This is a genomic window from Rhizobium sp. Leaf262 (assembly GCF_001422245.1).
Taxonomy (GTDB): Bacteria; Pseudomonadota; Alphaproteobacteria; order Rhizobiales; family Rhizobiaceae; genus Agrobacterium.
The window spans coordinates 575,269-597,067 of the sequence record NZ_LMMM01000001.1; the positions used below are offsets into that span (position 1 = coordinate 575,269).

The 21,799-nt window shown below is 57.9% G+C and carries 17 protein-coding genes; 8 read left to right on the forward strand and 9 right to left on the reverse strand.

Features of this window, described 5'->3' with window-relative positions:
- Positions 1–33: 33 nt before the first annotated feature.
- From bcsA to ASF29_RS02595, 5 genes are all read left to right on the forward strand, one after another.
- Complete coding sequence (bcsA, locus tag ASF29_RS02575; RefSeq protein WP_062448205.1) at positions 34–2,229, forward strand: UDP-forming cellulose synthase catalytic subunit; 2,196 nt, start codon at positions 34–36, stop codon at positions 2,227–2,229.
- On the forward strand, positions 2,226–4,655 hold the full coding sequence (locus tag ASF29_RS02580) for a cellulose biosynthesis cyclic di-GMP-binding regulatory protein BcsB (protein WP_062448207.1): 2,430 nt from the start codon (positions 2,226–2,228) through the stop codon (positions 4,653–4,655). Before bcsA ends, ASF29_RS02580 begins: the two co-directional genes overlap by 4 nt.
- A 5-nt stretch (positions 4,656–4,660) precedes the next feature.
- Positions 4,661–5,701, forward strand: coding sequence for a glycosyl hydrolase family 8 (locus ASF29_RS02585; RefSeq protein WP_244473476.1), 1,041 nt, complete (start codon positions 4,661–4,663; stop codon positions 5,699–5,701).
- Positions 5,698–7,953, forward strand: a complete 2,256-nt coding sequence (locus ASF29_RS02590) for a tetratricopeptide repeat protein (RefSeq protein WP_062448211.1) — start codon at positions 5,698–5,700, stop codon at positions 7,951–7,953. The genes ASF29_RS02585 and ASF29_RS02590 overlap by 4 nt, the downstream gene beginning before the upstream one ends.
- A gap of 102 nt (positions 7,954–8,055) precedes the next feature.
- Positions 8,056–8,499, forward strand: coding sequence for an Rrf2 family transcriptional regulator (locus ASF29_RS02595; RefSeq protein ID WP_062448213.1), 444 nt, complete (start codon positions 8,056–8,058; stop codon positions 8,497–8,499).
- Positions 8,500–8,547: 48 nt separating this feature from the next.
- Here ASF29_RS02595 and ASF29_RS02600 read toward each other — a convergent pair whose 3' ends face one another.
- From ASF29_RS02600 to ASF29_RS02610, 3 genes are all read right to left on the reverse strand, one after another.
- The gene (locus tag ASF29_RS02600; RefSeq protein WP_062448215.1) at positions 8,548–9,078 is read right to left on the reverse strand and encodes a flavin reductase family protein; all 531 of its coding nucleotides are present in this window, start codon (positions 9,076–9,078) and stop codon (positions 8,548–8,550) included.
- Positions 9,079–9,225: 147 nt separating this feature from the next.
- The gene (locus ASF29_RS02605; protein ID WP_062448216.1) at positions 9,226–10,872 is read right to left on the reverse strand and encodes a GNAT family N-acetyltransferase; all 1,647 of its coding nucleotides are present in this window, start codon (positions 10,870–10,872) and stop codon (positions 9,226–9,228) included.
- A 195-nt stretch (positions 10,873–11,067) separates the two neighbouring features.
- Entirely contained in the window at positions 11,068–12,408 is a 1,341-nt protein-coding gene (locus ASF29_RS02610; RefSeq protein WP_062448218.1) for a dicarboxylate/amino acid:cation symporter, read from the reverse strand.
- A gap of 310 nt (positions 12,409–12,718) precedes the next feature.
- Here ASF29_RS02610 and ASF29_RS02615 point away from each other — a divergent pair, with 310 nt between their 5' ends.
- Together ASF29_RS02615 and ASF29_RS02620 are read left to right on the forward strand one after the other, a co-directional pair.
- Positions 12,719–14,488 carry a sensor histidine kinase gene (locus ASF29_RS02615; protein WP_082453344.1) on the forward strand — a complete coding sequence of 590 codons (1,770 nt, stop codon included), beginning with the start codon at positions 12,719–12,721 and terminating at the stop codon, positions 14,486–14,488.
- A gap of 1 nt (position 14,489) precedes the next feature.
- Positions 14,490–15,845, forward strand: a complete 1,356-nt coding sequence (locus ASF29_RS02620; protein ID WP_062448221.1) for a sigma-54 dependent transcriptional regulator — start codon at positions 14,490–14,492, stop codon at positions 15,843–15,845.
- Between the two features lie 36 nt (positions 15,846–15,881).
- Here the strand turns inward: ASF29_RS02620 and ASF29_RS02625 are convergent, their stop codons facing one another.
- The 3 genes from ASF29_RS02625 to alr form a co-directional block, all read right to left on the reverse strand.
- On the reverse strand, positions 15,882–16,364 hold the full coding sequence (locus ASF29_RS02625) for a BA14K family protein (protein WP_062448223.1): 483 nt from the start codon (positions 16,362–16,364) through the stop codon (positions 15,882–15,884).
- Between the two features lie 162 nt (positions 16,365–16,526).
- Positions 16,527–17,783, reverse strand: coding sequence for a D-amino acid dehydrogenase (locus tag ASF29_RS02630; protein ID WP_062448224.1), 1,257 nt, complete (start codon positions 17,781–17,783; stop codon positions 16,527–16,529).
- A gap of 7 nt (positions 17,784–17,790) precedes the next feature.
- The gene (gene alr, locus ASF29_RS02635) at positions 17,791–18,957 is read right to left on the reverse strand and encodes an alanine racemase (RefSeq protein ID WP_062448226.1); all 1,167 of its coding nucleotides are present in this window, start codon (positions 18,955–18,957) and stop codon (positions 17,791–17,793) included.
- Between the two features lie 129 nt (positions 18,958–19,086).
- On the opposite strand from alr, the gene ASF29_RS02640 reads away from it, so the two are divergent.
- Positions 19,087–19,548, forward strand: coding sequence for an Lrp/AsnC family transcriptional regulator (locus tag ASF29_RS02640; protein WP_062448228.1), 462 nt, complete (start codon positions 19,087–19,089; stop codon positions 19,546–19,548).
- A 1-nt stretch (position 19,549) separates the two neighbouring features.
- Here ASF29_RS02640 and thiD read toward each other — a convergent pair whose 3' ends face one another.
- From thiD to ASF29_RS02655, 3 genes are read right to left on the reverse strand one after another with little or no spacing between them, the layout of a single operon-like run.
- A complete protein-coding gene (gene thiD, locus ASF29_RS02645; RefSeq protein WP_062448237.1) occupies positions 19,550–20,350 on the reverse strand; it encodes a bifunctional hydroxymethylpyrimidine kinase/phosphomethylpyrimidine kinase in 801 nt (266 codons plus the stop codon).
- Positions 20,347–21,006, reverse strand: coding sequence for a thiamine phosphate synthase (gene thiE / locus ASF29_RS02650; RefSeq protein WP_062448239.1), 660 nt, complete (start codon positions 21,004–21,006; stop codon positions 20,347–20,349). Before thiE ends, thiD begins: the two co-directional genes overlap by 4 nt.
- Positions 20,993–21,730, reverse strand: a complete 738-nt coding sequence (locus ASF29_RS02655) for a hydroxyethylthiazole kinase (protein ID WP_062448241.1) — start codon at positions 21,728–21,730, stop codon at positions 20,993–20,995. The genes thiE and ASF29_RS02655 overlap by 14 nt, the downstream gene beginning before the upstream one ends.
- Between the last annotated feature and the right edge of the window lie 69 nt (positions 21,731–21,799).

The following is a 21,799-nucleotide window of genomic DNA, read 5'->3' on the forward strand; positions in this document are numbered from 1 at the left end:
TGGCCTCTGATCGATTTGAACAAGGGTTTGCAGATGAGCAAGGCCATCTCCGTCATCGTCTGGATGTTCGTCTCGCTTTGCGTTCTGGTCATCATAACGCTTCCAGTCAGTCTGCAGACCCACCTGATCGCGACGGCGATCTCGCTGGTCCTTCTGGCCACCATCAAATCGCTGAACGGCAAAGGCGCGTGGCGTTTGATCGGACTTGGTTTCGGGACGGCCATCGTGCTGCGCTATGTTTACTGGCGAACCACCAGCACCCTGCCGCCCATCAACCAGCCGGAAAACTTCATTCCCGGGTTCCTGCTCTACCTGGCTGAAATGTACAGCGTTCTGATGCTCGCACTCAGCCTCGTCATCGTGTCCATGCCCTTGCCATCGCGAAAGACACGGCCAGGTTCTGCGGGATATGTGCCGACCGTCGATGTTTTCGTGCCCACCTATAACGAGGATGCAGTCCTGCTGGCCAACACACTGGCTGCGGCAAAAAACATCGATTATCCCGCCGACAAGTTTACCGTCTGGCTTCTGGATGATGGTGGTACGGTGCAGAAGAGAAACGCTTCCAGTGTTCTAGAAGCGCAAGCCGCGGCGCGCCGCCACGAGGAGCTGAAGCGTCTTTGCGACGACCTTGGCGTAAATTATCTCACCCGCGACCGCAACGTTCACGCCAAGGCCGGTAATCTCAACAACGGGCTTGACCATTCCACAGGTGAACTCGTCGTGGTGTTCGATGCGGATCACGCGCCCGCCCGTGACTTTCTGCTGGAAACCGTTGGATACTTCGAGGAGGATGAGCGGCTCTTTCTGGTTCAGACGCCGCATTTCTTTCTCAACCCCGATCCCATCGAGCGCAATCTTCGCACCTTCGAGACGATGCCCAGCGAAAACGAAATGTTTTATGGGATCATCCAGCGCGGTCTCGACAAGTGGAACGGCGCATTTTTCTGCGGTTCCGCTGCAGTCCTGCGTCGCACGGCGCTGAAGGAAACCGAAGGTTTCAGTGGCGTCAGCATTACAGAAGACTGCGAAACGGCGCTGGCGCTTCATTCCCTTGGCTGGAACAGTCTCTATGTCGATAAACCGCTGATTGCGGGGCTACAGCCCGCCACCTTTGCAAGCTTCATCGGTCAGCGCAGCCGCTGGGCTCAGGGCATGATGCAAATTCTCATCTTCCGCCAGCCGCTTTTCCGCCGGGGCCTCTCCTTCACGCAGCGGCTTTGCTACATGTCCTCGACCCTGTTCTGGCTGTTCCCGTTTCCGCGCACGATCTTCCTTTTTGCTCCGTTGTTCTACCTCTTCTTCGATCTCCAGATTTTCGTGGCGTCGGGTGGGGAGTTTCTGGCCTACACGGCTGCCTACATGCTCGTGAACCTGATGATGCAGAATTTCCTTTATGGCAGCTTCCGCTGGCCGTGGATTTCCGAGCTTTACGAATACGTGCAGACGGTACACCTGCTGCCAGCAGTCGTGTCGGTGATCTTCAATCCGTCGAAACCGACTTTCAAGGTCACGGCAAAGGACGAATCCATCGCCGAGGCGCGACTGTCTGAGATCAGCAGGCCGTTTTTCGTGATCTTCTTCGTGCTGATCATCGCCATGATCTTTGCGATCTATCGCATCTACGCAGAGCCTTACAAAGCCGACGTTACGCTGGTCGTGGGCGGCTGGAACCTGCTCAACATCATTTTTGCGGGTTGCGCCCTCGGCGTCGTATCCGAGCGCGGTGAAAAGTCGGCGTCGCGCCGTGTCACGGTCAAACGTCGGTGCGAGTTGCAGATCGGCGATAGCGATGCATGGTTGCCCGCCACCGTGGAGAATGTGTCGGTCAACGGTATGCTCATCCACATCTTCGAACAGGGCCTTTCGCCCATCGAAAAGGGAACCGCAGCGACCATTCGCATCAAGCCCCACAGTGACGGTGTGCCGGAAACCATGCCCATCGATATTGTGCGCTCCGTACGTCAGGATGGTTTTATTTCGGTGGGCAGTACCTTTTCGCCGCAAAAGGCGGTGGACCACCGCCTGATCGCGGATCTGATTTTCGCTAACTCCGATCAGTGGAGCGAGCTGCAGCGCAGCCGTCGAAAGAATCCGGGCTTGATCAAGGGCACCGCCACGTTTCTGGCAATCGCCGTGTTTCAAACCCAACGCGGGCTGTTTTACATGTTCCGTTCGCTGATACCGGACCGCAAGACAAAGCCGGTGCTGGGAAAGGCGAAGTCATGACGATGCGTGTGTTTATCGCCGTACTTCTCGCGTCGATCCCTGGTGTGGCCTTTGCGCAATCCACTCCCTTCGACATGTCGCCGGAAAAGCCGACATCGCCGCCACCCGTAACGCGCCCCGCGCCCGCTGCCCCGGAGAGGCAGCCCCCTGCGCCACCACCGAGCCAGAGGCCAGCAGTCGCGGCTCCTGTGCCCGCGCCCGGAACATCTGCGCCGAGCGTAACAGCCCCGCAGGCCGCACCGCCAGCCAGAACGGCTGTCACACCCGCAACGGGCGCGCCGGATGACCGCCGCCGTTATATCCTGCCCTTTGCCGATCTGGGGCTATCCGGTGAAATCGACCAGCGTCAGTGGACGCTTTACCTCACGCCCGAGCAGGCAAAGTCTGCTGTTTCGCTGAATGTCGGTTACCAGAACGCCATCGTGATCGCGCCGGAAAGCTCGAACCTTGAGGTGTCCGTCAACAATGTCGCACTCGATCGCAAGAGTGTGTCCTCACCAGATGGCGAAGGCAATGTTTCGATGGCGATACCAGCCGGAGCGTTGCAGGCTGGTGCCAACGCCATTTCTCTCGGCGTCCAGCAGAGGCATCGGACAGACTGCACGGTACAGTCCACCTATGATCTATGGACGGATGTCAGCCCTGCCAGCACGTACATCGCTTTCAATGCCGATGTTGCCAATCGTTTCGATACGGTCGATGACATTCAGGCGACGGGTGCCGACCATGAGGGTTTGACGACGATCAATATCGTCGCACCCGGTCTGGCGAACCCGGCGTCCGCCCAACCTCTTCTCAGGCTTGCACAGGCGCTTGCCCTGCGCACGCAGATGCCCAACCAGAAGGTTACCTTCGATACCCGGCTTCCAACCCAGCGCAAGCCAGGCACCCTCACGGTACTGGTCGGGACGTCAAGGGAAATTGCCGCGACGGCGCAATCCGTGCCGCCGGAGGCGTTGGCCGGTCCTTATGCCGGGTTTGAAGAGAACATTATCAATGGGGTGTCGGCACTGATCGTCAGTGGTCCGACGCCGCAAGCGCTTCAGCTTGCCATCGAGACATTGTCGGCATCCGTTGAGCGGCCTGCCGGATCATCACGGGCGTCTCTTTCCACGCGCGCCTGGCACACGCCGGACGCACCGCTGGTCATGTCCGACCGTCGCATTGCGCTTTCAGCGTTGGGTGTAAAAAGCAGCGAGTTTTCCGGCAGGCGGTTCCGGACGGAATTCACCATCGGCGCGCCTGCCGATTTTTATGCCGCCGCTTACGGCGAAGCACAGCTGCTTCTCGATGCGGCCTATTCGAATGAAATTCTGCCTGGCAGCCATATCGACGTCTATGTGAACGGCAATATTGCCTCCACTGTCCCGATTTCCAATCGTGGCGGCGGCATTTTTCGGCATCTTCCGATCAAGGTAACATTGCGCCATTTCGTACCGGGCGTGAACACCATTGCCATCGAAGCCATCTTGGAGACGGATGCTGACAAGGCGTGCCTGCCAGGTGCGCCAGCTGCGCAGACACCACGCTTTGCACTGTTCGACACGACGGAAGTCCATATTCCCAACTTCGCAATGATCGGACGGGCACCGGACCTGGCCGCGACGAACGGCGTCGGTCAGCCCTATCGGGCGGGTAGCCAACCTGTGGCCGTCTGGCTGGAGCGTATCGACACCGACACCATGTCCGCCGCGGCAACACTTCTCAGTCGTCTGGCGCTGGCCGGTGGTCATCCGGTGCAGGTAGAACTTGTGGCGACGCCCGCATCTGTGGGAGAACGTAACGCGTTGTTTTTCGGCACTCTCAGCCAAATGCCGCAGGCTTTGGTCAATCAGCTCGACCTCGCACCTGCCAGCCAGGTTGCTTGGAAAGAAGTCGATAGTACGGCCCGTCCGGCGCAAACGGATCAGCTTTTCAATGATTGGCGCGAGCGCGTCGATGGCGGGCTGTGGCAGGGACAAATATCCTCCTTCGAGGAATGGATGAAGCGCAATTTCGACATCAGTTCGGATACGCTGCGGTTTCTTCCCGGAGCCGAACAGATCTACACGCCGCCACCGAATGTAACCTTCATGCTGGCACAGGGTATGAGCCCGGGAGGGGAGGGCGTGTGGACCATCGCGACTGCGCCGACTGCTGCCGATCTTCGGACAGGAATGGCAGCGATGACGGAGCAGAAGCGATGGAGCACGCTTTCGGGACGTGTCGCGACCTATGATGCCAACGCGGACAAGGTGGAAACGATTGCCGCCGAGCAACCCAGTTTCATCATCACGCGGGCTTTCAGTTTCTCGAACTGGCGGCTTATCGTTGCAAACTGGCTTTCGAACAACACCCTGTCCTACTCACTTGTTTTCATCGGGTTTCTGACGTTGTTGGGATGCGTCACGTTCCTGATGCTGCGCGGCATGGGGCGTGACAAATGAAACAGATGCTCGCCTTTGCATTCAGGGCTTTGATGATGGTGGCGATCATGCTCGTTCCACTCACCGCAAGGGCAGCATCCATCTCGCAGACAGACTGGAATGCCTACAAGGCGGCCTTTCTCGATCCCGCTGGACGCATAGTCGATACCGGCAACAACAATATCAGCCATAGCGAAGGGCAGGGCTATGGAATGTGGCTCGCCGTGCTTGCAGATGCACCGGCGGATTTTGAGCTCATATGGTCGTTTACGAAAACCGAGCTTCTGGTGCGCGACGATGGCCTTGCCGCCTGGAAATGGGACCCCCAGACGCAGCCGCATATTTCTGACATCAACAACGCGACGGATGGCGATATTCTCATTGCATACGCGCTGGCGCTGGCGGCCAAGCAATGGGCGAAGCCCGATTACGCGGATGCTGCCCGCTCGATTGCCAGCACGATCGTTGCAAAAACCATCGTGCAGCGAGCTGGTAGAACCGTGCTTTTGCCAGGCACCGCAGGATTTGCAGAGGCTGACCGGCCAGATGGCCCCGTGGTCAATCCGTCCTACCTGATTTTCGAAGCATTTCCAGTCTTGAACGAGCTGACGCCTTCGCCGCTGTGGACGGCATTGACGAGGGATGGTCTGGCCCAAATCAACACCTTCGCATTCGGGCCGCGAAAGCTTCCGGCTGATTGGGTCTCTTTAAAAACAAAGCCGCGCCCGGCGGATGGGTTTGCTCAGGAGTTTGGCTATAACGCCGTCAGAATTCCGCTTTACCTTGCTCGTGCTGGTCTTGGCGATGAAAAGCTGCTTGAGAGGTTGCGTTCGGGGATCATCGTCGACGGCGGTAATATGGCCACGTTCGATTTGCGCAGCGGAAATCCAAAGGATGTCCTATCGGATGCGGGATATCGCATCATTCCGGCCTTATTGGCCTGTGTAAGCAAGAAAACACCCATTCCAGACGAGCTGCGCCACTTCACGTCAACACTTTATTATCCATCTACGTTGCATCTCTTGGCATTGTCATTCGCGACTCAGGCGCGTCAGGAGTGCTTATGATCGGAAAACCGATTTTCATAGCCGCCGCGATATTGGCCATTGGCGGGGTCACCGCCTATCAGTGGCGCGATGAGCTCTTGGGCAGAGTGGCGGCAGTTCACACCACTGGTTCGATCGGCGGCAACGGGCTCGGCGGTCGTTTATCGGGCGTTCAGTCGCCGATCAATCCAACGCGTGTCGCGCAGTACGACACTGGCGTCACCCCGTCGGTGACCGTGCCGACATCCGGCTCCATGCAGGATCAAATGCTGGCGCAAGTGGCGCGTCCATCGCCGACACAGCCAGCAACGACCCCACCTGCGCCGACCCAACCCGCTGCTGTCGATGAGAGCGCATTGCGTTATTTTGCAGCTCAGGGCGATACCGCCCGTTTGCAGGCGGAAATTGCCCGGTTGAAGGTGCTTTACCCCAACTGGACACCGCCCGCCGATCCTCTGGCCGTTCCAGAGCAGGGCGATCCGCAATTGGAGACTATGTGGCAGCTGTATGCCAATGGTCGATATGCAGAAGTTCGCAAAGCAATTGCAGACCGGCAGGTCGAGGATGCAAACTGGCAGCCGCCAGCCAACCTGACCGACATGTTGAAATTGGCTGAGGCGCGGCAGCGGTTGGTCAATTCATCCGACCTCAAACAATATAACGCGGTGGTGGAAACGGCCGCCGCCAATCCGGAGCTGCTGACTTGCAGTGAAGTGGACGCGCTCTGGCGTCTGGCAGAAGCATTTGTGCGTATCGACAAGCCCGAGCGCGCTCGAGACGCCTACAATTACGTTCTGAGCAATTGCGACGGTTCCAGCGAACGGCTTGCCACTGTACAGAAGGCATCCACCTTGCTTCCCATGGCGATGATGGACGACCTTCTGGCCAAGGAAAAGCAGGGGCCTGACGGGCAACTGGAATTCGAGCCTGTGAAGGACGATCTGGCCCGCCAGTTTGTTGCCGACGCCGGTGAGGACAAGAGCGTTACCGTGCCGCCCGCCTATTTGCTGCGGCTGGAGCGTCTGGCCGAAAGCAACAAGACGGCCAGCGATGCACTGCTGCTCGGTTGGTATAATGTTCGCAGAGAAAAGGTTGCCGATGCGGAAAAATGGTTCCGAAGCGCAAGAGAGACCGAAGATTCCGCCTCGGCATCAGAAGGCCTGGCGCTGGCGCTGATTTCCCGTGGTGATCCGCAGGAAGCCGAGGAGGTCATGTATAAATGGCGAGATTCCTCCGACGACTCCCGCAAAACATATCTTGCCGCCACCGCCAATCTTCTCGCGCTTGATCCGCCCGTTGCTCTGGAGCCGGAGGTTCTCAAGCGTATGGCGGATGTGGCCGTATCGGAAAAGGACGCAGCCACTGCCCAGGAATTTGGCTGGTATTCACGCGCCTTTCAGCAGCCGCAGCTTGCAGTACAATGGTTTACGACGGCACTTGATTGGAAGGCCGATGATGAAGCGTCCGCCTATGGTTTGGCACTGAGTTATCAGGATTTGAACAACAGTGCCGAAGTCCGCCGCCTTCAGCAACAGTGGGGATCGCAATCCCAGCGGATTCTCGACATTGGCAGGCCCGCTCAAACCGGCGGGCAACAGGTTGCCGGCGCATCGCCTTCCCGCAGTACGGCCCAAGTCCAATCAGGCAACATGCAGACGACGGACGTTGTTTATCGATCTGTCGCGCCTGCCGTGATGCCACGGCAAAACCGTGTCGTGACGCAGGTTCAGTCTTCGCGAAACGCCGGTCGTTGCGGGGCAACATATAATCCGGATGCTCTGGCACCCCAGCAGGCGCTGCAACAGGGCTGGTGTCTGATGGATGCCAATCGCCCTGCGGAAGCGCTGAAAGCCTTTGCTGCGGCGCTGAGAAGCGGCCCGGAAAATGTTCGAAGCGACGCGGCTTACGGTCAGAGCCTCGCCTATTTGAGAATGGGCCTGACGGACAATGCAGCCGTTTCCGCAACGAAGTCCGGCATGGATAAAACCAAGGCGACAGAGCTTCAGGTTGCCATTTTAACCGACAGGGCCCTTGCCGCCTACAATAACGGCCAATACGAGAAAGCTTTGATCCTTCTGGACCAACGAGCCCGCTTTGCTACGGAGCGCAACGACCTTATGGTCATTCGTGGTTACGCCTACCTCAACCTGAAGCGTTATAGCGAGGCCATTCAGGTGTTCGAAGGACCTGCGTCGACAGGACATCGGGATGCGGTTCGCGGCCTTGCCGCGGCACTGGATGCCCGCCCCAGCAAAGGCCCACGAGGCGGTTGAGATCACAGTCTGGTATTTTTCAGACAGATTTCATGGAATTCATTGAAAGTTCATGTGGCGGGATATATGTGGTCTTCGGATACTCATCTCTGAAAGACGACGATGCTGACGAAAAAGGGAAAGTACGGGCTGAAAGCCATGATCGACCTCGCTGGCCTGGCCCAGGGAGAAACGGCTTTCGTGAGTGAAATCGCGGTCCGCAACAACATTCCCAAGAAGTTTCTGGACGCGATTTTGCTGGAGCTGCGCAACGAAGGCATGCTGCGCTCCAAAAAGGGCCCGGGCGGCGGTTATGCCTTGTCGAAATCCGCGTCGGATATCTATATCGGTCAGGTCATTCGTGCGCTGGATGGCCCGCTCGCACCCATACGTTGTGCCAGCCGCACGGCGTTTGAGGCATGCGAAGACTGTTCCGATCCGCAGACCTGTCAGGTGCGCCGCTCCATGACCGATGTGCGCGATGCCATGGCAGCGGTTCTGGATACGATGACGCTGGAACAGTTTGCATCCAACAAGGTCGATCTCCCTGCCGAAAAAACGGCCTGAGCCGACGTTAAGCCTCTCTGCCCGTTTGGTGGAAACGTCTGATTTGTGTCAGACGCTGGCCAGATTGGCATATCTTCCGCCGTGATAGACGAGGGGCGCGCCTGGGCTGCGCTCCACCGACAACACGCGACCGATGATGATGGCGTGGGTGTGTCGTTCCACAACATCCTCTACGGCACAGTCGATCGCGGCCAGTGCGCCACGTAGCGCCGAAGCTCCACTTTCGAGTGTAAACCATTCCGCGTCAGTATAGCGGTCGGCACCTTTGATGCCGCCAACGCCTGCAAAACGAGACGCGACGTCCTGCTGGTCAGCTGACAGGATGTTGACGCAAAAATGGTTGTAGCGGGCAATGATCGGCCAAGTGGACGATGATTTGTTGATGTTGACGATCATCGTCGCAGGTTCCATCGAAAGCGCGGTGGCAGACGTGACCGTCGCGCCTGTTCGGTTCGAACCGGTTCCTGCGGTTATGACCGAGACGCCACCGGCAAGGCTGCGCATTGCAGCCTTGAGTTCGTTGGAATCGAATGCCGTTTTCTCACGTTCGTCGTGAAGGTAAGTCACCGTTGCCGTCATCCTGTCTCTCCAAGCCTGAAATCTCCAGCCAATGAACGATATCAGCGGGCAATGGCCCCGAGGAGCGAAAGGATTTCATTGTTGATTGATTTTGTAGAAATCTGTTGTGGTCTGCGACCGTTTGACGCGCATCCTGATATGCCATCATCAGTGTAGGCGTTTCGAGGGCATCCACTGGCTATCCGGTGCGGACTCTCGCCCCGCAAGCGTCACGGGGTCATGCAGCATCGGCGCCGCGGCCATCGAAAGCGTGAGACGTGCGAGAGCGCTTCTGGCTTTTTCGGCATATTGTATGTTCACCGCATCGTCGGAATGGTAGTTCTGAAGTGTTGCGAACACAGCCGCCGCTTCGTTGCGTCGCTCGGCGGCAGTCAGTGCAATGCCGCATTTGTAAAGTGCTTCGTGGTGGAAGGGCGCCCGCCTCGTGACGTCCTGGAATGCGCTGACTGCACCTTGGTAATCCCGCTGGGCAAGCCGTGTCTCACCAAGTCTCAACAATGCGGGTAAAGGATCGCTGACGGATCTGCTGATGGCAAGATAAGCCTGCTCGGCGATGTGAAATTCGCCTTTTTCGAACATCAGATTGGCAAGCCCGAATTCAGCGCCGCTGTGGTTCGGCACGCTCTCCAGCACCTGGCGAAATGCGATCTCTGCCTTTGCCTTTTCGCCCTTTTTGTAAAACTGCAGGGCCTGCCGATAAACGAAGGCAATAGAAAATGGATGGAGCTTGTCCTGCAGGTTTTCTCCGGACCGGGTTTTGAACAGCGTGCAGGTGATCGGTCTGTCCTGTGGGCCGAACATGTATTTATAGGGTTCATTGCCCCTTAGAAAGTCATAGGTCCTGAACCCCATTCCAATAGCGCGGCGTATGCAGTGTCCGTGCAGCAGAAAACCGGGAGAGGGCGTTGTCCAGCTTTCGTCGCGCCCGGTGATGTAGAAGAGGATACTTCGCTTTTGCCGGTCGATGATATTGGCAAGTGCACCCAGCGGGCGGTCGCCGTGCCACAAAACCGGCACGTCCAGCGTGCCATCGCGGAAACAGTCCATCAGCATCTCCCGTGTCGCGGAGATCAACGTCTCGATCCGCTCTTCACCTTTGTAAGGTGCCCATTTGATACGCCACAGGTCGAAAAGTATTTTCATGTCGCGGTCTATGGTCTCTGCTGTTGCAAAGGTGATGCGAAGGTCATCGTTTGCGTCCAGCTTGCGCAGGAATCGCCGCAGTTTCTGCCGCGTCTGGCTGCTCATCGCCTCATTCAGATAGTCATCGAAATTCGTTGGAAGCGTAACGACGGGGCAAACGCAGTTGTTGATATCGTTGAGGCTCTTTGGCGTGCTGTCGCGAAATTTCACCAAAGGCCCCTGAAGAGCCCTTATCATCGCATCGCGCCGGGATGGCGGGCCGCAGAGATAATCGAGCTTCAAATGTGTCCAGCGCTGCTGCATGATGAAGGCGCAGAAACCCTCGACCGAATTGTTTTCGTAATCAGGGCGCGTGATGAAACCGGTGTAATCAGCCGCAAAATTTCCAGCCATGATGAGTTCATCGAAAAAACGGCCGGTTTTTTTGTCCTGCTGAGTGACGACCCGCAGAGGAAAGAACGCAACATAGGGCGACCCTTCCGCTTTTTCCTTGAGGGCGAGTACGAACCAGCGCCCGCGTCTTTTCAGATAGGCTCTCAGCCACACCCAGGACAGGAAGTGCTGCGCATGCGGATCGGCATTGTACACTGCATCCCAGTTTTCCCGCAGGGCGTCGAAGCCCACCCAGCTGTCTATGACATCGATGCGCATGATTTCCCCCGAACGAAATACGGCGACGTTGCAAGCGCCATCTTATTCGGAAAAGGCATCCGTCAAATATGCCGTAAGGGTTAGGAGGGCCTATCAATTGGAGCTATGTCATGGCTGATCGCGTGGGTGCGCTCAATACGAAAGGCCCGCGCCGATGTCTCGGGCGGGCCCCTCTTGGGAGGTTATCGTACAGTTTTACTCTGCCGGCTGAGGTGTGGCGGCCGGTCCAACCTCACCGATGACGGGAACTTCCTCGCCACTGAGGACGCGAGCAAGCTGCGCCTCGTCCAATTCGCCTTCCCAGCGTGCAACAACGATGGTGGCCACCGCATTGCCGACGAAGTTGGTCAGCGCGCGGCACTCCGACATGAAGCGGTCAATGCCCAGAATGAGGGCCATGCCCGCAACGGGAACGGACGGAACCACCGACAGCGTTGCCGCCAGTGTGATGAAGCCTGCACCGGTGATGCCTGCTGCACCCTTGGAGCTCAGCATTGCAACGAGAAGCAACAGAATCTGTTCACCAAAGGACAGATGGATGCCTGTAGCCTGCGCGATGAAGAGAGCAGCCAGCGTCATGTAGATGTTGGTGCCGTCGAGGTTGAACGAGTAGCCGGTTGGAATGACGAGGCCGACGACGGAGCGTTTGCAGCCTGCCTTTTCCATCTTGCTCATCAAGCCTGGGAGAGCCGCTTCGGAAGACGAAGTGCCAAGAACCAGCAGAAGCTCTTCCTTGATGTAGCGGATCAAAGCCAGAATGGAGAAGCCGTTGTAACGGCAGACTGCGCCCAGCACGACCAGAACGAACAGGAACGATGTCAGGTAGAATGTACCGATCAGCATCGCGAGGTTGGTGACGGACGAAATGCCGTATTTGCCGATGGTAAAAGCCATCGCACCGAATGCGCCGATGGGGGCAGCCTTCATCAGGATCGCGACCAGCTTGAAGATCGGATACATCAGAGCGTGCATGAAATCGACGACTGGTTTGCCGCGTTCACCGACGACACCGAGCGATATGCCGAACAGCACCGAGAAGAAGAGAACCTGCAGAATGTCACCATCCGCGAATGCTCCGACGATCGTCGTCGGGATGATGTTCATCAGGAAGCCGGTAATGGTCTGCTCATGAGCTTTCGCAGCATAGGTTGCTACTGCTGATCCATCCAGCGACGCCGGGTCGATGTTCATTCCAGCGCCTGGTTGCACGACATTGGCCACGATCAGGCCGATGATGAGTGCGAGTGTCGAGAATGTCAGAAAGTAGATCATTGCCTTTCCGGCAACCCGACCGACTTTCTTCATGTCGTTCATACCGGCGATACCGGTTGCCACGGTCAGAAAGATGACCGGTGCGATAATCATCTTCACCAGACGGATGAAGCCATCGCCCAGCGGCTTCAACTGTTCGCCGATCTGCGGATAGAAGTGCCCGAGCGCGATGCCCGCGATGATCGCAACGATGACCTGAAAATAGAGATGGCGATAAAATGGCAATTTGACGTGGCTGGATGCCACGGCTGTGCTGTCAATCATGTCAGTTCCTCCTCGGTCACAACCCTGCCTATCGGCCTCCCGGGTCTGACGTATTTGGTTCACGGCCGATGACCGTTCGTTGAGGAGTTTGGCAAATGCCGTGCCAGAAATGTGATGTGGCGTCTAAATAATTGAATCTCATCCATTAATTTATTTTCGATAGTGGGGGTGATAGGCATCTGTGTGGATTTTCGCTCGATGTAGCTTGCCATTTGTGTGGAAATCCGCACAGATAGAAAGCTACATCAGAGAGATTTAGAGATTGAGCAGTCTGGATACATCCCGTTTTCGATGGGTTGCCTTTGGCGTGATGTGGGCCATCATCGCCTTCGGTGTTTTCGTTGCTGCCGACAAGGTCGGGCGTATTCAGGCCACCCGAACACTGCTGGCGACGGCTACCACCGATGCGGAGCTGAAGTCGGCACTTCTGACCGGTGCGCTGGAGCGCCCCCGGGTTCTTCCGCTCGTTCTGTCGCGTGATCGCGATTTGATCGAGGCGCTGGAAAACGGTGGTACATCTGTCGAAGGGCTGGATCGGAAACTGGAGGGTCTTATCGAAGGCACGCAGGCTTCGGTCATCTATGTCACCGATATCAACGGCGTTACCATCGCCTCCAGCAACTGGCGAACAGCTGAAAGCTTCGTTGGCTCCAATTATGCGTTTCGCGACTACTTCAAACGCGCACTGGAGACCGGGCAAGCCGAGCATTATGCGCTGGGCAATGTCAGCCGCAAGCCGGGACTTTATATTTCGCGGCGAGTGGATGGTGAGAATGGGCAACCGCTGGGCGTCGTCATCGCCAAGGTCGAATTCAATCGTCTCGAGGCCGACTGGAACATCGGCGGTCGTCCCGTTTACATCGTCGACGCCAATGGCGTGGTGTTGATGACCAGCATACCGAGCTGGCGTTTCAAGACGGTCGCACCGATCGGCGAAGCGCGTCGCAACCAGATTGCAGAAAGCCTTCAATTTGGCGACGAGCAACTCAGCCTCATGCCGGTCACGGTCCAGTCCATGCCGGGTCCGCAGGTGGCGATGATCAACGTCAATGCGCCGCTTTCTCTGCGCGGCGAGTATTTGCGGCTGGAATTGCCCGTGCCGACGACGGAATGGCAGTTGCACTATCTTCAGCCGGTTGAGGCGACCGTCAATGGGGCGGTGCGCGAGAGCCGCATCATTGCGGCGGCGAGCTTGATGCCGCTTCTGGCATTTTCCGCAATCTGGCTGTGGCGCAGGCAAAAGGGTGCCGAAGCACGCGCCGCCGCGGAGCAGGATCGCGCCGAACTGGAACGTCGTGTTCAGGAGAGGACGATCGACCTGACCATGGCACGTGACCGTCTTCAGGCCGAGATTCTCCGACACGAACAGACCACTGAGGAATTGCAAAGCGTCCAGCATGAATTGGTCAAGGCCAACCGCCTGTCGATCCTGGGGCAGGTGGCTGCGGGTGTGGCGCATGAAATCAATCAGCCAGTGGCTACGATCCGCGCCTTTGCCGATAATGCCCGCGTGTTTCTCAAGCGGGACCGCAAGCAGGATGCGGATGAAAATCTCGAGAGCATTGCCGGTTTGACCGAGCGGATCGGCGCCATTACCAGCGATCTGAAAATACTGGCGCGGAAGGGGCGCACGGCCGCAGAGCCGGTCAGCCTCCGTCTGGTTATCGAAGGCGCCGTCGTTTTGCTGAGAAGCCGCTTTGCCGGGCGGATGGATGCGTTGCACATCGACTTGCCGGAGGAAAACTTGCTCGTGCTGGGAAGCCGCATCAGGCTGGAACAGATCGTTATCAACCTGCTGCAGAACGCACTGGAGGCTCTGGAGGACAAACTTGACGGTCGTGTCGACGTGCGCACGCAAACCGCGGGCGACGAGGTGGTTGTGACGATAGCCGATAACGGACCTGGTATTGCCGAAGATATCCACGAGCAGCTTTTTTCACCGTTCAATACGTCCAAGGAAAGCGGTCTCGGCCTCGGTCTGGTCATTTCACGCGACATCGCGTCCGATTATGGCGGACGAATCGACGTTGCAACGGGAAAGAGCGGCACATGTTTTTCTGTCTATCTGAAGCGGGCATGAGATGGTTGTGAACGGAACGGTCTATCTGGTCGATGATGACTCTCAATTGCGCAAGGCCATGCGTCAGACGCTTGAACTTCAAGGCATCGATGTCACCCCGTTTTCAAAGGCTGAGCTGGCGCTGGAGGCTCTATCGGCGGATTTCGACGGCGTCGTGATTACCGATGTGCGTATGCCTGGCATGGATGGATTGCAGTTTTTCGATCGGCTTCGCCAGATCGATCCTGATCTTCCCGTCATTCTTATCACCGGTCATGGTGACGTGCCGATGGCGGTGGCGGCGCTGCACAATGGGGCGTATGACTTCATTTCCAAGCCGTTCCCCGCAGAACGCATGGTCGAAAGCGCACGGCGTGCGTTGGAAAAACGCCGCCTCGTGATGGAAAATCGAGCGCTTAAGCGAGCGGCAACGCAAGCAGAAGATGATCTGCCGCTGATTGGCCAGACGCCCGCCATGGAGCGCCTTCGCAATACGCTGCGGCACATCGCCGATACGGATGTCGACGTGCTTGTGGCGGGTGAAACCGGCAGCGGCAAGGAAGTGGTCGCAACGGCACTGCACCACTGGAGCAAACGACGCGCCAACGGTAATTTCGTGGCGCTCAACTGCGGCGCCCTTCCAGAAACCGTTATCGAAAGTGAGCTTTTCGGCCACGAGGCGGGCGCTTTTACCGGCGCACAAAAAAAGCGAATTGGCCGTATCGAGCATTCCAGCGGCGGCACCCTGTTTCTTGATGAGATCGAAAGCATGCCGCCTGCCGTGCAGGTGCGAATGTTGCGTGTGCTGGAGATGCGGCAGGTCTCGCCGGTCGGCTCCAACGAGGAGCGGCCGGTCGACATCCGCGTGGTGGCTGCAGCCAAGGTGGATCTTGGGGACACAACGCAACGCGGCGATTTCCGAGACGATCTCTATTACCGTCTCAATGTCGTGACGCTCTCAATCCCGCCTTTGCGGGAAAGAAGAGCGGATATTCCTCTGCTGTTTTCCCACTTCGTAAAAAAGGCTTCCACCCGCTTCGGCATGGCGGTGCCACCCATTACGGCTGGCGTCTCCCGATACCTGAATGACCACGACTGGCCCGGCAATGTGCGTGAACTCGGACATTTCGCAGAGCGCGTGGTGTTGGGGCTCGAAGGTGCCGCGGAAACCGCACCGCTGCCGTCCCTTCCGCGCGATATGAGCGGCACACTGGCAGAGCGCATGGACCGCGAAGAGGCGCAGATCATCCGGGAAGCGCTGGAAAAGTTCGAAGGTGATGTGGCGGGCACCATCAGCGCACTCGGCATTGCCCGCAAGACGTTTTACGACAAGCTCCAACGCCACAACATAAACCGCACGGACTACGTCCAGAAGTGAATGCAGTCCGTGCGGTTGATCACTCGATAGGCTTTGTCAGCCAGCAACGCAGAAGTGGTTCTGGCCGTCATATCCCAAATAGGTACCCGTCCGGGAGTTGAAGCTGCCATAACGCTGCGAGCAATAATCGTACCATGCGTTTGTCCAAGGCTCTATCGTGCGATAGGTCGGACGCGGCTGGTAGGCAGGACGGGTGTCGTAGACCGGTTGAGCGCGGTAAACGGGACGTGGTGCCTGGCGATAGTAATAATTGTCGTCTGGTTCGCTATAGGTATAGGCGGGCTGGTAAGTCCGGTATTGACGCACAGGCGGCTCGTCATAGACCCGCTCATCCGAATAGCGCGGCTGAGACAGTGCGGAACCGACGGCGACACCGGCAGCAAGGCCAAGTACGCCGCCAAGAAGCGCCGCATCGCGATCGTGGCGACGCCAGTCTCCAGCAGATGCAGTGTTCAGAGGGGCAATAACGGTTGCAGAGACTGCAAGAGCCAGAAGTGTTTTTGCTGCGAAGGTAGCCATGATCTTAATCCATCCAGAAGGCGGCGGGCTGCCAGTTGTTATCTGATGGTTAAGAATTAACGCTAGCTGGCTGAACACGGGCTGAATGAATTGTGGCCATGCTGCGGCGGTGTTTCGGGCTCTACAGCCGGGTTTTCCCTCCGGCTGTAGAGGCGCGCTTGCTCAAGCTGCGTATCGGCTGATCGCCAGATCCGACGTTTCGATTTCAGGCTTGTTGCCGCTGATGAGGTCGGCAAGGACGCGGGCCGAACCGCAGGACATGGTCCAGCCCAACGTGCCATGACCCGTGTTGAGATATAGGTTGCTGTAACGTGTCGCGCCTATGACAGGCGTTCCGTCCGGCGTCATTGGTCGCAGGCCGCTCCAGAATTTTGCCTTCGTCTGGTCGCCCGCCCCGCCGAACAGGTCTTCGATGGAGTGGGTGAGGGTCGCTTGCCGTTTGGCGGGCAGGTCTTTGCTGAAGCCTGCAATTTCCGCCATTCCACCGACGCGGATACGGTCGCCCAGGCGTGTCATGGCGATCTTGTGTGCTTCATCCATCACGGTGGAAACCGGTGCCCGGGCTGCATCAATGATCGGAACGGTGATCGAATAGCCCTTGACCGGATAAACCGGCAAATCGATGCTCAGCCGCTCGAGGAATTTTGGCGTGTAGCTGCCCATTGCGCCGACAAAGACGTCCGCCTCTATCAGGCCCTTCGTCGTTTCGACCGCCTTGACGCGGGCTCCTTCCGTGACCGGGCGCATGATACCGGTGTCGTAGAGGAAGGTAACCCCAGCCTGTTGCGCCATTCGGGCCAACTCGGTCGTGAACATGAAGCAGTCGCCGGTCTCATCGCCAGGCAGGCGCAACCCGCCGACGATTTTTTCCCTTGAACCCGAAAGGCCCGGTTCGACTGTGACGCATCCATCGCGGTCGAGAATCTCGTAGGGCACGCCGCCAGCTTTCAAAACGGCAACGTCTTTGCCGATGCCATCGAACTGCTTTTGCGTGCGGAACACTTCCAGCGTTCCTTGCATCCGCTGGTCATATTGAATGCCGGTTTCTTCACGAAGCGCCATGAGGCAGTCGCGGCTGTATTCGGCGATACGTACCATCCGGCTCTTGTTGACCGCGTAGCGTGCCGAGGTGCAGTTGCCCAGCATCTGACCCATCCACTTTAGGGCGGCAGGGTCGAGTGTCGGGCGTATAATCAACGGCGAATGCTGCATGAACAGCCATTTCATTGCCTTGACGGGAATGCCCGGTGCCGCCCATGGGGAGGAATAGCCGGGCGATACTTCGCCCGCATTGGCAAAGCTCGTCTCAAGCGCTGCGGAAGGTTGCCTGTCTATGACGGTGACGGAATGACCGGCTTTTGCCAGATACCAGGCCGATGTGACGCCGATGACGCCCGCTCCGAGAATTACGATCTTCATGTTTGTCTCACTCGTCTGCGTCTGTTGTATCGCCTGTCTGTGCAAGCGCGCCGGGTTGAAGATAGGTGCGGCGATAGCGCTGGCCGAGCCCCGTCAGAATTTCATAGGCGATCGTACCAGCATCCTCCGCAATGTCTTCCAGTGACTGATCGGGACCTATCAGTTGAACGAGACTACCATGCCTAAGGGTTCCCTCTGGCAAAGCGGAAATATCGAGGCTGATGCTGTCCATCGAAACGCGTCCGGCGATGGGCAGTCGGACACCCTGGAAATACGCGGCACCTCGGTTGCTGAGCGAACGTGGCAGACCGTCAGCGTAACCGGCTGCAATGGTTGCCAGACGCGTTTCGCCTTTCGTGCGCAGCGACCCTCCATAGCCCACCAGCGTATCTGCCGGAACGCTGCGCGTCTGCACCACGGCAACATCCAGTCGCACGACCGGCGTCATCGGATTAGGCCTCACAGCCGATGGCGCGCCGCCATAGAGCGCGATGCCAGGGCGCATGATGGCATTGTGGTAGTCCGCTCCGAGAAAGATGCCTCCAGAATTGGCAAAGCAAACGGGCGTGTTCGGAAACATCTCCGCAGCCCTGCGCATCACGGACAGCTGTGCACCATTGGCCGTATGGTCGGGCTCATCGGCGCAAGCCAGGTGGCTCATTATGAACGTGATGTCTATGCGATCAAGCAGGTCAGGCGATGTTTTGAGTGTTTCGATCTCTTGGGGCGCCATGCCGAGGCGAGACATGCCCGTGTCGATCTGAAGTGCGGCCGGCAATGGCTTGTCGAGCACTTTGGCATGCATTGCCCACTGGGCAAGCTGCTCCAGAGAGTTGATGACCGGTGTGATGTTCATAGCGGCGCAGGACGCCTCATTGCCCGGTTGCAATCCATTCAAAACGAAGATTGCCGCATCGCCCGCCAGCCGCAAACGAAGGGAGATGGCTTCATCTATATGCGCTACGAAAAAATGACGGCAACCAGCCCCGTAAAGAACCGGCGCAACCATGTCGGCCCCCAGGCCATAGGCGTCGGCTTTGACCACGGCACTGGTAACGGATTGCGGCGCCTTGGCCTGCAGCATCAGGTAATTTTCCCGAAGCGCGCCGAGGTCTATGGTCAGATAACCGCTGGCACCACCAGTCGCCTTCTGGCGATTGATCGTCATATCCATCGTCTTTCCCCGATTGTTATTTTAACGAAAGACTATTGCAACGATCATCGAATTTTTGCAGTTTTATGCGCAGATAGTTCGAATAATTCGTCTTTTACACAATTATCGATCACCAATTGGAATGATTTCATGTCGGCTTTGGACGCTACCGATCGTCATATCATCCGGGTGCTGCGCCTCAACGCCCGCATCAGCAATGCGAAGCTCGCAGCAGAGGTCGGTCTGTCGCCCTCGGCCTGTCTGCGCCGTGTCGACATTCTCGAACGGGAAGGCGTCATTCGGGGCTATACTGCCTTGACTGGCAGTACCGCTGGCGGCGAGGTCATTTCTGTCATCGTTCAGATCACACTGGACCGGCAGACCGAGGATTTCCTCAACCGTTTCGAACATGCGGTGCGTCGTTACCCGGAAATCCGCGAGTGCTATCTGATGACAGGCGGATCGGATTACTTCTTGCGGGTCGAGGTGGAGACCGCCGCAGACTTCGAGCGGGTCCATAAGGACGTGCTGTCGAAGCTGCCCGGTGTGTCACGGATCCATTCCAGCTTTGCCATTCGCAATGCATTGGCAGGCCCCAAGCCAAGGGGCTGATTCAGGCGGTCCACCATCGATAGAAATGATGGACCGGGCCATGACCATTGCCGACGTGCAGGTCTCGTCCCGCCGCCAGTGCGCCTTGCAGATAGTCCTTCGCCAATCCGATCGCATCCACCAACCCATAACCGAGTGCCAGATTTGCCGTGATAGCCGAGGCCAGCGTACAGCCGGTCCCGTGGTCGTTATGTGTCTCGATGCGTGGCATCGAAAAGACATGCTGCGTCTCGCCGTCCAGCAGGATGTCAGTGCTGTCTTCGCCACCGCCGTGACCACCCTTGATCAGTACGGCCCGAACCCCGGTTTTTAGAATCGTTTCGGCTTGATGAATCATGTCCTCCCGGCACCCTGCCACCGATTTGTTGCTGAGCAACGCGGCTTCCGGCAGGTTCGGCGTGGCCAGCGTCGCCAGGGGCAGAAGCCGCGTGCGCAGGGTTTCGATGGCATCTTCCTGCAGCAGACGGTCACCGGATGTCGCAACCATGACCGGATCAAGGATAAGCGGCATGTTCAGACCTGCAAGATGGGACGCAATGGTGTCGATGGTTTCGACACGCGACACCATGCCGATCTTGACCGCGCTCACATTAAGATCGGAAAAGACCGCCTTCATCTGCGCGGAAATCATGGCCGAGGAGATGTCCTCAACTCCGGTTACGCCTTTCGTGTTCTGCGCCGTAATGGCCGTCAGCACGCTTGCCCCATAAACCCCGAGCGCTGAAAACGTCTTTAGATCGGCCTGGATGCCGGCTCCACCGCCGCTGTCGGACCCTGCAATGGTCAAGGCAATCGCCGTCATATGCGTAACTCCAGCGCGGCATCGATGTGGCGGCGGAACTCCGTCGCTGCTGCGGCGATGTTGACGGAACGGAACAGCGCCGAAATGACGGCCACCCCATCTGCGCCTGCCGCAATCACGGGCTCGATCCGGTCCAGCCTGATCCCTGCAATCGCGCCCACGGGCATGTCGGGCCTCGCCTGTCTGAGAAAGGCGCGCAGTTGCCTTAAGCCGTCGATACCCACGGGTGTGTCCGGGTTGACCTTCGAAATGGTTTCGAAGACGCCACCGATGCATGCGTAATCGGCGGGAGCCTGTGCCACTCGCATCGCATCTGTCTGATTTTTGACCGTGAGGCCGATGATAGCCGAGGGTCCCAGCAAGCGTCTTGCCATCTCGGCATCCATATCATCCGCACCCAGATGGACGCCATCAGCACCGGATGCAAGAGCCACATCGACGCGGTCGTTGACGACGAGCGGCACACCGGTTCCCCTCAGGGCTTCAGCGATAAGTGTGGCCTGCTCTATCATCTGGCGCGTGGAGGCGGCTTTGTCACGATATTGGATGATGGTCGCGCCGTGGCGGGCCGCGACGGCGGCAAGCTCTGCCAAAGGGGCGATGTCTGCGAGGGATGCATCCACCAGCGCGTTCAATCTGTAATCAACGGTCATCATGCTCAATCCTTGCAAGGGAAAGAATGTCATCGGCGCTGACTGCGTTTAGCGCATCGAGGAAAGCGGCCTCGAACGTACCGGGACCGCGCGCGTGATGGGCGGCCAATTGTGCGGAAACGCCGGTGACGGTCAAAGCCGCCGCTGCTGCCAGCATCGGGTCGGCTTCCACAGCCATGAAGGCGGCAATCACGCCGCCGGAGAGGCATCCTGTACCCGTAACCTTCGCCATCCATGGGTGGCCATTGGTGATCTTTATTTTTCGCGTCTGGTCGACGAGCAAATCCTGAGGCCCGGTCTGAATGCGAAGCGCCGCACCGACATCACCGATAACGGCCATTTCAGCGGCGTTTCCGCGCAGGATTGTTGGCTGACAAGCGATGAGTTCTCGGGCAAAATCCAGGCGTGATGGCGAATAGTCGCAATGTACCGGGTCCACGATCCAGGGCTTGCGCTTAGCATCTGCCACCTTGACGGCCATCAGGATGACCTTGCGGCGGGCCGCGTCCAGCGTGCCGAGATTGATCGTCAAGGCAGCGGCCTTGGACACGAAGCTTTCGATTTCCTCTTCAGACGAGGTCATGGAAGGGATGCCGCCAACGGCGGTTATCCCGTCTGCGGTAAACTTCTGTACAACCGTGTTCATCAGGCAGTGAACACGCGGTTGTTCCCGACGCACTCGCATCAGGATATCTGCCGCTATATCCGCGGTTGGAAGGCTCGCCATCGGGTATCGAACTCCAGATATATCATCAGGGAGATCCGGGTTTCGGCGGAGAAAAGAAAAGCATGGCCA